The organism is Mycobacterium sp. C31M (genome assembly GCF_053345865.1).
This window is the reverse complement of record NZ_JBKFAX010000012.1, coordinates 97,429-110,625: the sequence shown is the minus strand read 5'-3', so window position 1 is coordinate 110,625 and position 13,197 is coordinate 97,429. Positions and strand designations below refer to the sequence as shown.

Annotated in this window: 13 protein-coding genes; 3 read left to right on the top strand and 10 right to left on the bottom strand. The window is 60.4% G+C overall.

Annotation, left to right across the window (positions count from 1 at the left end):
- Window positions 1–130: 130 nt before the first annotated feature.
- The 6 genes from ACLBYA_RS19130 to ACLBYA_RS19105 form a co-directional block, all read right to left on the bottom strand.
- The gene (locus ACLBYA_RS19130; RefSeq protein WP_447711012.1) at window positions 131–334 is read right to left on the bottom strand and encodes a hypothetical protein; all 204 of its coding nucleotides are present in this window, start codon (window positions 332–334) and stop codon (window positions 131–133) included.
- Window positions 331–879, bottom strand: a complete 549-nt coding sequence (locus ACLBYA_RS19125; RefSeq protein ID WP_447711011.1) for a hypothetical protein — start codon at window positions 877–879, stop codon at window positions 331–333. Before ACLBYA_RS19125 ends, ACLBYA_RS19130 begins: the two co-directional genes overlap by 4 nt.
- Window positions 876–1,685, bottom strand: a complete 810-nt coding sequence (locus ACLBYA_RS19120) for a hypothetical protein (RefSeq protein WP_447711010.1) — start codon at window positions 1,683–1,685, stop codon at window positions 876–878. Before ACLBYA_RS19120 ends, ACLBYA_RS19125 begins: the two co-directional genes overlap by 4 nt.
- On the bottom strand, window positions 1,682–2,779 hold the full coding sequence (locus ACLBYA_RS19115) for a hypothetical protein (RefSeq protein ID WP_447711009.1): 1,098 nt from the start codon (window positions 2,777–2,779) through the stop codon (window positions 1,682–1,684). Before ACLBYA_RS19115 ends, ACLBYA_RS19120 begins: the two co-directional genes overlap by 4 nt.
- A gap of 2 nt (window positions 2,780–2,781) precedes the next feature.
- Window positions 2,782–3,528, bottom strand: coding sequence for a hypothetical protein (locus ACLBYA_RS19110; protein ID WP_447711008.1), 747 nt, complete (start codon window positions 3,526–3,528; stop codon window positions 2,782–2,784).
- 61 nt (window positions 3,529–3,589) lie between these two features.
- Complete coding sequence (locus ACLBYA_RS19105) at window positions 3,590–4,201, bottom strand: hypothetical protein (protein WP_447711007.1); 612 nt, start codon at window positions 4,199–4,201, stop codon at window positions 3,590–3,592.
- A 148-nt stretch (window positions 4,202–4,349) separates the two neighbouring features.
- On the opposite strand from ACLBYA_RS19105, the gene ACLBYA_RS19100 reads away from it, so the two are divergent.
- Window positions 4,350–5,486: a hypothetical protein gene (locus tag ACLBYA_RS19100; RefSeq protein ID WP_447711006.1), complete on the top strand. Its 1,137-nt coding sequence runs from the start codon at window positions 4,350–4,352 to the stop codon at window positions 5,484–5,486.
- A gap of 48 nt (window positions 5,487–5,534) precedes the next feature.
- Here the strand turns inward: ACLBYA_RS19100 and ACLBYA_RS19095 are convergent, their stop codons facing one another.
- Both ACLBYA_RS19095 and ACLBYA_RS19090 read right to left on the bottom strand, forming a co-directional pair.
- Window positions 5,535–7,205: an SGNH/GDSL hydrolase family protein gene (locus ACLBYA_RS19095; RefSeq protein ID WP_447711005.1), complete on the bottom strand. Its 1,671-nt coding sequence runs from the start codon at window positions 7,203–7,205 to the stop codon at window positions 5,535–5,537.
- On the bottom strand, window positions 7,205–7,426 hold the full coding sequence (locus ACLBYA_RS19090; RefSeq protein ID WP_447711004.1) for a hypothetical protein: 222 nt from the start codon (window positions 7,424–7,426) through the stop codon (window positions 7,205–7,207). Before ACLBYA_RS19090 ends, ACLBYA_RS19095 begins: the two co-directional genes overlap by 1 nt.
- 329 nt (window positions 7,427–7,755) lie before the next feature.
- Between ACLBYA_RS19090 and ACLBYA_RS19085 the strand changes: the two genes are divergently transcribed.
- Window positions 7,756–9,117 (top strand): SGNH/GDSL hydrolase family protein, encoded by a 1,362-nt coding sequence (locus ACLBYA_RS19085; protein ID WP_447711003.1) that lies wholly within the window; start codon window positions 7,756–7,758, stop codon window positions 9,115–9,117.
- A gap of 142 nt (window positions 9,118–9,259) precedes the next feature.
- On the opposite strand, the gene ACLBYA_RS19080 is transcribed toward ACLBYA_RS19085, so the two are convergent.
- Both ACLBYA_RS19080 and ACLBYA_RS19075 read right to left on the bottom strand, forming a co-directional pair.
- Window positions 9,260–9,721, bottom strand: a complete 462-nt coding sequence (locus ACLBYA_RS19080) for a hypothetical protein (RefSeq protein WP_447711002.1) — start codon at window positions 9,719–9,721, stop codon at window positions 9,260–9,262.
- A gap of 266 nt (window positions 9,722–9,987) precedes the next feature.
- Window positions 9,988–11,070: a hypothetical protein gene (locus ACLBYA_RS19075; protein ID WP_447711001.1), complete on the bottom strand. Its 1,083-nt coding sequence runs from the start codon at window positions 11,068–11,070 to the stop codon at window positions 9,988–9,990.
- Window positions 11,071–11,373: 303 nt separating this feature from the next.
- Here ACLBYA_RS19075 and ACLBYA_RS19070 point away from each other — a divergent pair, with 303 nt between their 5' ends.
- Window positions 11,374–13,164: a hypothetical protein gene (locus ACLBYA_RS19070; RefSeq protein ID WP_447711000.1), complete on the top strand. Its 1,791-nt coding sequence runs from the start codon at window positions 11,374–11,376 to the stop codon at window positions 13,162–13,164.
- Window positions 13,165–13,197: the final 33 nt, after the last annotated feature.

Here is a 13,197-nt window from a genome sequence, read left to right as displayed (position 1 = left end):
GGAATTTCGGCTATTGCGTTAATTCAATGCCGTGGCCGCATTGTCTATTGAATTGATTCAATAAGCAATAGGTAAAGCATGTAGCGAAATATGTTGGAGCATCTGTCAATAGGGGTCAGCGGGCCAAAATTCACCATCGATTTCGCCATGTATTAATTACAACAACTACGCCCACAACGAGCCCGATGAGCACCAGGACACCGATGATCACGATCAGCGTCGGCATGACCGATTCGATCAAACTCACTGCGCAGTACAGCGCGATGACGCCGAACAGAATGCCGAAGCACCAGCCGATCATGCGGTTCACCCAACTACCCGGATCCTGGCTCATGACGGGTTCTGGCGTTTGAGTTCGGCGAGTAGCCCGCGGTCGAATCCCGCGGTAACGCAGCCAGTGACGAACCGGTGCTGATCGAACGGGAACCTCTGGGCGAAGGCCTGCACGTAGGCCTGGCCGGTGAGGTCGGCGTGTAGCAGCCGCCAGACCAGCGAGCTGGGGCGGTGTCCGGCTTTCTCCAGTTCGCCCAGGTGCCACAGTGACAGTTCGAGCTCATCGATGAGGCCGAAGTCGAGGCGGCGCCGGACGTGGTTGACGTCGTGCCAAAAGCGCAGGGCCCCATTGACGCTCGCCGGGTTGTAGATCACGTCGTCACTGTTGTCTGAGGAGATCGGCAGCGGTTCGCCGGTGGCCACACTGTGTGCGTAGGCCTCGGTCAGCGTCGGGAAGGTGTTCGGCGCGTCCGGCACCAGGATGTAGCCGAAGCCCACCTGCTCGGCGGTGCGAGCGGCGGCGGCGACGATGAACGCCGAAAGCTTGTCGGCGGCATCGACCACGTCTTCGCCGCGCTGGTCGCGAAGGTCGTTGAGGACGGTCATGAGATGAGTTCTCCTTCACTGTCGAGGGTTTCGTGGGAGTGGCGGGCGGCGCTGCCCAAATCAGGTGATTGATAGGTGCGAAATCGCGTCAGCCCGTCGAAGACGGCGCGGGCTGCAGTTCCTGGCGACGAGATCGGCGTGAGCCTGGTGACAGCGACATTCGGATCGGATACCAGGACGGCCGGCGGCTGCGCCCCAAGTACAACGGCGTGCACGTAGCCAGGCACGGCGCACAACCGCCGCAAAACGCTGGTCGGGTTCGCATCGGTAAGCAGGAAGTCCGAGAACACTACGACCGCCAGGTTCCCGGGTTGCCTACGGACCTGTGTGTCGATGCAGTCCAGTGCCGGACCGAGGTCACTGGACATGCCCCATCCATCTGCCAGACGCTCTAGGCCACGATGGAGCCGCCGAACGCCTGCCCTGGTAAGCGCCTGGGGCGCAACGTGACCCGGTGATCCCGTATCGAACGGCACCACCGCGACACGGTCACGTCCGCAGTGGCATGCGGCCGCGACGTGACTGATGGCCAAGTCGGTCTCGGCATGCCGCCGCGACAGGGGATCGTTGCCGTCCCCGGCGGTCACACTGGCGGACTCGTCGAGGATGATCGCCACCGTGGTGCCATCCAGGGCGCACGTGCCCGGATCGCCCAGCGCGATCGGCAGTCTGGACGCACCTGCCGACGGACCCCAGTCACCAGACCCGGGAGGGCGGCCGATCAGGTGTGACGGCAGGAGCCGGGTTATGGACAGCTCGGTGACGTGCCTGCCGACCTGCGGTGCGAGCCGCATCGACCTATTCATGCCGACCTCCGCCGTGTCTTCGGCGTGGACGGCGCTGACACCGACATCGGTGTCGGCGTGGTCGCAGGCCCGTGCCCAACTACGTCGGGGCTGGCCATCAGTTCCCGGTACTTGTCGGCTTCGATATGGGCAGCGGCGGCCAGGCCGCGATGGGTGTGCTCGGTCACAATCGACTTGCCCTGCAGCGCTGCATGTTCGGCACTGCGGATAGTCCTGCTGCCTGACCGGCGGCGGTGCCGGCGATCGGCCCGCTCGGCATCGTGGCGCGCGGACTCGACTGCGTCGGCAAGCAGATCGGCGTGGTGCCAACTATTGATGGCGCTCGCCAGCGCGATCGCCGCGGCCAGCGCACCGAACGTCAGTCCGACGAGTGGTCCCTCAATCGTCGTACGCAGCGCGAACACACTGACCGCTACTGACACGGTGACCAGGCCAGCGATACCGAGCACCACGCTGCGGATCCGGTCGGACTCGCCCGGGCCACGGAAGAGATGTGCGTACGGCTGTAAGGGTTCATCGAGATCATCGGTTTTGCGCTCGACCGCCTGCTGGACGTGCCGCAGCTGAGTGGCGGCCAACCCCGCTGTGACCGTGGCGACTCCGGCGGCGACAGCTTGGGTGATCGCTAGTGCCGGGTACTCGCCAAGCGCGATGCTCGCGCCGCTGAGCCCAGCGATGTCGCCGGTCAACAGGCAACTGGTACGTGCCATGTATCCCCATGACGAGGTGGCCTTGCGGCGGACGTACGGGCCAAGTACCTCGGCGGTCTCCTCGGCTCGCACCGTTGCCCGATCCGCGGACATCCGGGCACGGTCAACTGAGAGCTTGTCCTGCTCGGCTTGGAAGCCGAGCGACCCGGCGCGGGCCAGATCCTCGCGTGCCCTGACTTCGGCCTCGGCTGCGAACAGGTGCTGCTGTTCGACGCCGAGTGCGTCCTTGCCACATTCGAGGTAGGTATCGGTGATGGTGTCTGGCCGGGCGACGGCCGCGGCCGTGTCGACGGGGATCAGCCGGGGACCTTCGGGGTTCGGCCGCTGCCGAGCACCCGAGTTGCCGAGTGAGCGTCGCGGGGTGAAACGGGTCAGGTCAGCCATGCTCAGGCCCCTGCCGCATCGGTCACGACAGTGCAGGACGCGCCGGTCTTCTCGCAGACCGCGATGTGGAAGGCCCGCAGCGCGGCGATGTACGGGGTCGGCAGCGCAGCATCGTCAGCCTGGCGACCGATCCCGATCAGACGCACGGTCGCGCTGGCCAGGTCGGGCACCGCCACGCTGGCAGCCAACTCCTCAGCTTGGGCGATGGTCAGCGACGGGTCACCGAGGTCCTGGCCGGCTGTTTGGATGCCATCGGTCACGATGGTCTGCTCCAACACAACCGGGCCGGTCGCCGACAGCTGGACGCCGAACTCCTTGCCCAGCTGGTATTGGCCCACGATGTCGGTTGCGCCGTCGCCCAGTCGCTCGACAGCGTCCGGGAGTGCGGTGGTCACCCGCTCCATCACCGCGTCGACTGCTTGGGGTGCCTTGCGCAGCCGGGCGTTGGCTGTGGCGCCGTCGAGCTGCAGGTCGGCGTCGAAGACCGCGACACCGATCATCGAGCCTGAGAACACCGTCATCCGTAAATGGCCGCCGCAGATCGCCGTGCGCTCAGCGGCCTCCCGGATCACCAGATCCTCGGAGGGCGTGGCCGTCTGGCCGCGCCGGCTCCCCGAACGATCGACTTGCACGAGAGCAGCGATCCGTGCGCCGTCTGTCGGGCAGGACGCGGCGACCTGCTCGGTTTGTGCCAGGGAGTAAGGCGCGCTGCTACCGCAGCCGCTCACCACCCCGACGGCGGCGGACACTGCGGCGAGTATGTGAACACGCTTGTGGTTGTGCATATTGACTCCTCCGCTAGGTGGGTTGTCAGCGACGCTGATGTCGGGCGGCCCGCTGCTCCGCGAGCCAGGTCTCGATAGCAATCGAGGTCGATACCTGGGGGTCGTGTTCGGCGTTGAGCGCCTCACCCAGACCAAGGACCGCGCACCGCACGACAAAGTTTCGGTGGACTCGGACTGGGCGGCCGAGCGTGCTCGCGGCACGAATCCTCTCGACGTGATCGGCCTCGGCGAGGCGGTGTGCCAGGTGCGACATCTCGCTGTCGGCGTCTCGCAGCGCCGCCACCGCCATCTGTCCGAGGGCGATCTCTGCGTGAGGTGTAAACCCCAGGCTGTGTGCGAGCCGAATTGCCGAGCGCAGGGCAAATCGGGCACCTGCGGCCTGCGAATCGGTGAAAATGTCGACCTCAGCACAGAAGGCCGGCGTGCTGATCACCCCGACATCGGTATCGCGATGCCGGAGCCGAGGAGCGATCTGGTTCCGCAGCTCCTGGAGGGTGGTCGCCACCGACCCGGACGAGGACACGGTCACGCCGAGGAGTGCTTCAACACGTTGTCCGGCAGTGAGGCTTGCGGCTTGGTACTCGCTAAGCGCCGTGTCCAGCGACTGCTGCCCGAAGTGGTTGTCGAGGAAGGTCATCAATATCGCCTTTCGTCCGGTAGTGCCTTGGTCACCGGCCGCAGAACTTCACCGAAAAGTCGAGGTCTGCGGCTGTACTTCGAGCCAATCACTGGTGCCGTCGCCGAACCCGGCTGCAATTCGGGCATAACTCGGGCAAGATCCGTCCATGCCGGAAGAGGATCGGGTGCCGACGCACGACGAGCTAGCGAAAGAACTCCAGAAGGTACGAGAGAAGAGCCTTGGCAGATTGCGACGGCTGAAGCTGCCCGCGCTCTACCAAGCGGCGTCAGTCGTTGGCCTCACGACGCTGAACGGCGAACCTGAACCGGCGGCGATTGAGGACCTCATCCGGAAAGCCGTCGATCGGTTCGGAGGCGGCACTTACCAGGAGGCAGCCCAGTACACATTTGGACTGATTGGCGGCACCAAGTTCGAGATTCCCGCCAGGCGGCGCGAGCAAGCAGCCGCGGGCTTTGACATCTCCACAGAGACCTTCCGCAAGTCGCACGAGAAGGTGATCATCGAGGAGACGGCAGAAGGAATTCTTGCTCTCGCGCGGGACACCGCGATGCGGCGCGCCAACGTAGAAATGCAAAAACGCCACCCGGCCGATAGTCGGCTCGCGGTGGCGTGGGTGGAACGGTTCGAGGCCTACTTCAGGATATGGACGCCGGCGTACGCACTCGCAGCGGATCTGGAGGCAGCCTTAGCGATGTACAAAGCCGAACCGGCCGACCATCTGCCGTGGGACCCGGGTAGCGCCCAACCGTTTGATCCGGTTCATGAAGCTTGGGGGTATGCGCGCAGCTCGCTCTATCGTTACGCGCAGTTCCTGCTTGAGATCAAGAGGTTCATGTCCAGACACGGAGGAATGTGGCTTTTCTCGGATTCCAAGCGGGAGAGCGAGATTAGCGACATGATCTACCGAATCGGCTGGCACAACCCAATCAACGAAGAAAACGATTCGTGGCTGCGGCGCACGCTCGCGACATCGCAGCTTGAAGAAGCTCAGCCCTTCTACGGACAGCTGAAGGCGAGCACGCAGGGTGAGATGATCCATGACATATGGCAAAAGTTCGTCCACGCTGGCCATGAGGCCGAGGTTGCTGGCGATTCCAGCGCTAGCCAGGTGCACAGCACCATCACGGCGTGCAACGACTATGTGGCAGCCATCGATGAGGAGTGGCTCCAGATCGCCGATTGGTATGCGCCCGGGAGCACCAAGCCGATTGGGGTTAGTGCTGCTGAGTTGTATGCGGACCATTTGGATGCCGTGAAAGCGACTGCAAAGAAAGATGATTAACGATCGACGAGTGGGTCCACCGAGTCAGTACTACCGCCCGGTCGACAGTTATGACTCAAATCCAGCCTGGCGATTCAGGTACGTGAGCGTCGCCAATGATTGCAGCCCTGCACCACCGTCGATCGCTCCAGTGGGATGAATTCCATCCGACTGAATGTAGGCTGACGATAATGCCATGAGTGTCGCAAACGACTCATAGCTGGGGATGTATCCGTAGCTCCGTCGCGCTGCGTATGTAGGCAGCGCGACAATGCGATTTGCGTGCTCGGTAACGTACGTCGCCGGTGCGAGCCTGGGGTTCTGAGAGGCAATGACGATAGCTGTTGACGGTTGAACCGTCCTGAGCGATGCGATGAATGAATCGATAGCGGTCAGGTAGTCGCCGGACGAGGCCGCGGAGTAGTTGTGTCCAGAGTTGATAATGACGGTGTCAAAAGTTATGCCCGAGGGGAACAGCGTTCCGATAAGTCCTTCCTGGTACGTAAGAACCGATCCCGACTTGCTAGCGTTGTATATCGTGACGGTACTTGGAGTTGGTGCCGCAGTGACTGTCGCCCACTCAATAAAATCAATTGATGTTGAGCCACGGTTAGTTCCCGACAGTCCTACTTGATTGCCGCCTGATAACGCGGACACATCACTAGCGGTCAGTGCGCCGCCGACCATCTGACCGTTAAGAGACGCAGTAACACGGGTGCCTACAATACGACATGTCACGTCGTAGGTTGTGACGCCAGTGTTGTTATAAAAATATTCCGACGCTGTACCTAACGCCGACAAAGTGCCTGCAATGCACTTTCCGAGTGAAAGCCTGACTTGCCCAGAGGAGTTGGTCTCTAGAACCAGCCGAATGTAGTTTGACGAGTTGACCCATTTGATGTAAAAGCGGGGTGCGTCAAGGTTTTGCAACGTTGCCCGTGTGACGAGCTCGCCGTCCCCTGTACCGACGGTATTGAGCACATACCCCGACGTGACATCAGCGGTTGCAACAAGAGCACTCCCATCCAATAGCCAATCGCCATCGCCCGTACCTGTTTGGCTCCATGTGGATCCGCCAACGTTGGGCGCAGAACCAACAATATCGGCTGCCGTTCGGTTGAAGTCATCACGCATTACGACCGTTCGGCTGGTGATACCGGTCAGGATCGGCACTACCGTGCCGTAGGTGGACGTGCCGTCCCATTGATAGTAATCCGCATTCATTCGAGGAAACTGTTTGACGAAAGCCGCGAGGCCCATCGCTAGGTATTCATAGGGTTTGTCGGCGGTGGAGTCGCCAGCGATGCCAACTACCGCATTCACCCCGATTGCACATTTCGAAACAAAGCCAGCGGGATTGGGCCCTTGGACGACGTAACCTGCCGATACGTCGGATATTGTCACCGCTCCGATCGCAGCCCTTGCCTCCGCCGCGCCAACCCCTGCCGCCACTACGGCAGGCTTGCCGCTGAGGGTGGTCCAGGTTGGTGCCGCCTGATTCAGCTTCGTCTGCACGTCGCTATGAAGTAATGCCTCGGTGACAGACCCATCCGCAATGCTAGTTGCGTTTACCGCGCTGTCTGCGATTGCCGAATTCGTAATGCTGTTCGGAGCAAGCACATTTGACGTGACAGCGTTGTCCTTCAGCGTCCCATCCGGCTTGAGTGATTGGGATAGGTAGTCGTTGAGGACGTCACCCCAGTTGCCATGGTCGCCGCCAGGTTTCGGGAGGCGGGCCACTACGCAGCCTTCCGGGTTTTGTCACCGCCCTGATTGCCGCCGCCGTAGGCCGACACGCCACTAACCTCGCTGCTGCGAGTGTTGAGCTGCTTGCGCTGCACCAGGCGGAAGAGCACGCCGCCACCGAAAAGCCCCGCTGCTCCGATGGCGACGTGTACCACAAAGTCTCGCCTGTGCATCTTCTTGGCGAGAAGTTGATTCCATTGATTTCGTATGTCCATAAACTAATTAATTCTAAATCCGCACAATACCGCTATTTCTAATTCCAATCGTAGAATGGTTATGCTATTTTAGCAATAGTAATAATTAATTCGAGATACAAATGGCAAGCTATAACTGCGCAGATGCAATCGATAATTCGTACGGTGCCGGATCATTCGGCACTTGCACTACCCAAACGGTCGGGGCGCCGAATACTGGCGTGTTCCAGGAGATCCTGAGTGGCGGAAGCTTTGGCATCCTCGCACCGATCGCGGTCGCGGTCATCGTGGCAACTATGGCGAGCTTCGTGGTACGTCGAAGTCTGCACCGCGGAAGGGATACTCGCTAGATGGCCCGCCTCCCGAAACCTGGCGGCGACCATGGCAACTGGGGTGACGTCCTCAACGACTACCTATCCCAATCACTCAAGCCGGATGGGACGCTGAAGGACAACGCTGTCACGTCAAATGTGTTAGCTCCGAACAGCATTACGAACGCCGCGATCGCTGACAACGCAGTCAATGCAGCCAGTATTGGGAACGGGACGATTACGGAAGCGCTGCTCGATGGCGGCGTCCAAGCGAAACTGAATCAAGCTGCACCGGGCGTCCACGCAAGCCTATTGAACTTCACTCCGACTAGTCTTCTGAAGTGGCGTCGTGCGCTGGCCAACGTCCGCGCCGGGTCGAGTGACGCCAAACTGCTCGTCATCGGCGACTCGACATCGGTTGGAATTGGCGGGTCCACGTCATCAACTGTGCCACAGAATAAGTCGTGGCCGACATTCCTGACGTCGATGATGAACTCCCATCTGATCCCGACTTGTCGAGGGTTGGCGATACCGAAGTCGAAAGGTACCTCTCAGACAGCTGACCAACGGTGGTTCGGCGGCACAGGGTGGGCTCTGAATAGTCAGATCAGCCAGCAATGGGTAGGTTTCGGTGGTTTCGGGTGCTTCTGGGCGTCGGCGACCGCGAGTACCAGCCTCACCTACACGGATGGCGTCTTGGCCGACACCTATGACATCTACTACGTGTCGTTGTCCTCGAATGCGACGTTCACCGCTTCAGCCACAGGCGGATCGTCGGTGCCGGTCAGTCAGTTGGGCGGGTCGCCGCCAGTCCGCAAGGTCACCGTCACGGCAGCGGCCGCGTCCACGTCGAACACGGTGACCATCACCCACGACGCGACGACAAAGACACTCTTCATCCTGGGCGTGGAGCCTTATCTATCAACGACCCGGCAGGTGCGCGTGGGCAACGCGGGTGCGTCAGGGTCATCAACGGCGAACTGGATCGGCTACCCGTACGACAATGCATCGAATGACTATGGCGCGCTGGGTTCGATCAAGGCGTACGCCCCGGCCCTTACAATCATTGATCTGGGGATCAATGATGCAAACGCGCACAACCTGGACGCGGCCACCTACCTGTCGAATCTTCAGCAGGTGATCGCTGCTGCGCAGGTCTCCGGGGACGTGATTATCAAGACGATGATCCCAAGCGGTCCGGTGAATGTTGCTGCGCTGGAGCGTCAGTATGTGGCAGAGATCGAGGGTCTGGGTTTGCCAATTATCGACATGTTCGCTCGGATTGGCTCGTATGCCGCGTACAACGCAGGCGGTTACATGAACGATACATTGCACGCCAACGATTTTGGCTATGCCGACGTTGCCGGGACCGTGTTCGAGGCACTGCGGGTTGCGGGATGATCTGGCCGATCCGTCATGACCGTTCAACATTTTGGTTGGACCGGCCCGCGTCATCGTTGATCTATAGCCTATCAGCGCAGGGAATCTAGTTTATGCGGATGTCGGCGGCCCGTCTGGTGCGGATGCAGGGCGTGTAAATGACCTATGCGAATAGTTCACGGACCATCATCGTTCGGCCCGACTCAATGATTGTGGCGGCTGCTGAGTCGACTTGACCGTCGGACGCGTAGTCGGCTGTGCAGCCAAGCGCAGATGCTGTGTAGCTAAGACCATCCAGGAGTCGACGCAATTGCATTGTCGCAGAGAGGGAGTCAATAACTTTATACTTGAAAAAGCTTGCGCAGCTATGATTGCCAGTCGACTGCAGGATCCAGAACATCTGGATCCCGCCAAAATCGATCATGAACAACCCGTCATCCCGTTGCCCGCTTTCGCCAAGTCGTGAGATGTTGTCGACCAACGCTCGCGCGAGTGTTGGACCAGAGACTGGCCCGTAAATTATCGGATTGCTGGTGTCGCCATATTTAGTTACGCCGACCATTTGTTGTGTGAGCTTGACGCCGGCATCGGCGTGAGCGGGGGAGTTGATTGCACGTTGTGGCATCACGTCATTCCTTCTACCCTGTGCACGCGTCAATATCAAGCGGTGAATGCGTTTGCTTTGCTTGGAATTGATTGCATACGAGAGCATTCCGGTGTTGCTGAGTCTCGCAGTACCTGCAGCTGGTAGCCAGTGAAATTCCCGCGTGCCGACAGCCGGCTTTTGCGCCTTCTTGCGGGACCTACTGACCAGCGTCGTGTCGTGGCGTTGCCATGACCGCCGGACGACTCCGGTTTTCCTCCGCCACCGCTGAACCTACGGACGCGATGTCAGGACTCTTTCGGCCAGAGCTCCCACCTATTGGCCCGTCCGCGCCGTACTTCGGCCTCTGGAAACTGTTCCTCGAGTTCCTGTAATCGACGAGTGACCTCAGCTATCGGTAGACCGGATGGGATCGTGGCGAGCGGCTGTGGCTTCGGTGGAGTCGGTCCCACCTGCTTCGTTGCGTCACGTGAGCCGGCTTCGAGGATCGCCCAAGCCTTTTTGAGTCGCGCCCGCCATCTCGGCCAGGCCGGGCACGGGCCGTCGAAGGGAGGCGTTGACCAGCCGTGCCTGGCGATAGGCGTGGCGCAGTCACTGCACATGTCGTCGGCGGTCAACGGGGGCACGGCCAATAACGCGTCGAGCTCACGGCGCATCGAATCGAGCTTCCACCGTTCTCCACGCTCGACAGTCGCTGCTAGCTCGGGGATCTCAGTGCGAAGCTTCCGTACCCGCCGCTCACGCTCGTATCTGTAGTGAAGCAGCATCGCATCGCGGCGCTCAGACGGTAGCCAGCCGTTCTGATCGAACACCGTCTCCGGATCGCCCACGATAGGTATCAAGCGGTCGATCTCCCGGCGTCGGGTTTCGATCGACTGCTGCAGCGCGACGATCTGCTCGCGGCGTCGATCCGCGTCCATCTTTGGGGCGCGCGTGCCGTCCATGTATCCAGTTAGTTCCAATTCATCGTGCTGGAGCGCAGATTGATTTTCGAACAGGCTCAGGCGCGCGGTAGCGCGGTGTTCGTCGTAGTGTGCCTTTCGCTCCTCGCGCGCCTGCTTCTGCTTCGCTCGATCGGTTTCGCGCTGCCGATCCTCCCGTGCCCATCGCGCCTCGATTTGCTTCATCGTCAACATTCGATGGCCGGGCTCGGCGCGGCGCCACTGGCCGACTACCTGCGCCGCCGCCTCGTGCTCGGCAGCCCGATCCTCCGCGACCCATGGATTCCAGCGGCTGTCTGCAGAGATCTCTCTGCAGGTGTCCTGGGCCGCAATGAACTCATCTGCCGTGGCTGTCGCTCCACGGCGTGGCTTCCATAACATGCCGTTGTACTCGATGACGCCGTCCGTCGTCGTTGCTATCTGAGCCATGTGCGCTGACACCTCACTTCATTGGCGACTGCATGCTGGCCTCTGACCGGCCTGTCCTGCCTCGATTGCCATTCATCATCGCGCCGCCGATGCAGCTGCGCAACAGCACAGAAAATTGTGAACCGGTGTGGTTAATTTATTCATTCCCAACATGATTGATCTTGCAAGTAAGGCTGAAGCGTTTTATTATTGTTATTGAAAAGGTAAGTATGGAGTCTCGAATAGCGTTGTGGTACTAGTGAATATCTTTGGGTCATATCGAAACCTTGCAGGCGGTGAGCTGACTTCCCGGGAGTCGTTGTAGTGGCTCGTCTTCCTCGTCCGGGTGGTGACAGCGGAACGTGGGGTGACGTCCTCAACGACTACCTGGCCCAGTCTCACAAGGCGGATGGGACGCTCAAAGACAACTCGGTGACCGCGAATGTCATTGCCCCTAATAGCGTTACGAATGCCGCTATTGCAGATAATGCAGTCAACGCCGCGAGTGTCGCCGACGGATCAATCACCGAGGCGCTGCTCGATGGTGGCGTTCAGGCCAAACTCAATCAAGCTGCACCGACTTGGAGCACGATTAGCGGTAAGCCCGCTGTGGTGGCATCGGGAATGAACTCCGCTGACGCCCGAGCGACTATATCCGCGAAAGCGGATTCGTGGCTTCCAGAATCCGGCGACATATCTGACGCCGGCGTTGCAGGCAAGGCCATTGTGCAGGCTTCGACAGCCGCGCAGGCACGGCAGGTGCTGGATGTTCCCGCCGTCCATCCTGACGGTCACTACACACCAACTGGCAAGGCCAACGGCGCTATTGGCGCGATGGACACTGGCCAGGCTGTGTCGTCATTTGGTAATTCCGCTGGCCTAGTCGATGGCGGCGTGATCGTCCACACTCCTACGAATCCATCGGGGGCTTCGGCGGCCTATTATCAGGTGAACGCGGGAGGGCGAGTGCGCCGCATCGGTTGCGAGGTACGTTGGGCGCCAAATTCGGTCGGAGCGTTGGCGATTGTTCTTCCCGTCTCCGCGTGGTCCTCTCCTGGAGGTAATCTCGTAGCCGGTGTAGCCGGTATGCACCTCGTGATCTACGGCAATGGCGTCTGGCACTGTTCTGAGATTTTCAACCCGGCGAACTTGCCCAGTGTCGAACGAAAGTACGCTCAGTACACCACGCACGGTCGCCCGGCCACCGTGTGGGACGGCGAGTGGCGCAAGATCGAGCTATGGATCGACCCCGATAACGGAGAAGCAACGCTTTTCCATCCAGACGGATCATTCGTGCGATTCCGAGATGATGCAATTGCCAACTCGACGGGTACCTTTGCCATCTGGGAGCAGTTCGAGAACAACGTGGCTGACGTGCCGTGCGAGATCCGCAATCTCTGGTACGACACCGGCGAAGTACGCCGCGATGGCCCGATTGCCAATCGGGCACAGGTAGCGGAGATCCTGGATGCATCGACCAGCTCAGGCTGGCCACTACTGACGACGCCAACCAGCGGCGGCACCAAGACACTGACATCCCAGGATGTTCCCACACAAGTGTTCACTGGGTCTGCGAGTCATACCGCTGTCTTGCCTGGACCCGATACTGCCGCTGGGGCAATCTTCTGGATTCACAACAGCTCTAACGGGATTATCACCGTCAATGGACCTGACAACGTATTCAATCAAGCGCTTGCATCCGGACGTACCGGGCTTTTCGTCGCTATGGTCGCTAATCCAACCCTGGCATCTCAATGGCGCGCGCTGGTATTCGCCACGCTTGGCGGCGCCGAAGCGCTTACATCAAAGACGATCTCGTCGTCGCGATGGGTGGCTACCGTTAGCACGACTACTACTGCCGCAGGTTCCACCACCATGACCTTGACTTCGAGCGAGGTCCAAGTTTTCACCGGCAGCACCACGCATACGTGCATTCTGCCAACCACCAATATCGTTGCCGGGGTGAGGCACATCATCATCAACAACAGTACGGGGACCGTCACAGTGAACGCCTCGGGTGGGGCGACGGTAATCGCTTTGGCGGCTGGCGATCGCGCCACCGTAGTTGCCCTGCAAACTACACCGACAACCAACGCGCATTGGGCGCTGGTTTAGGTCATTCGCTGCGTCAGCTGGGTAGATTCGGCC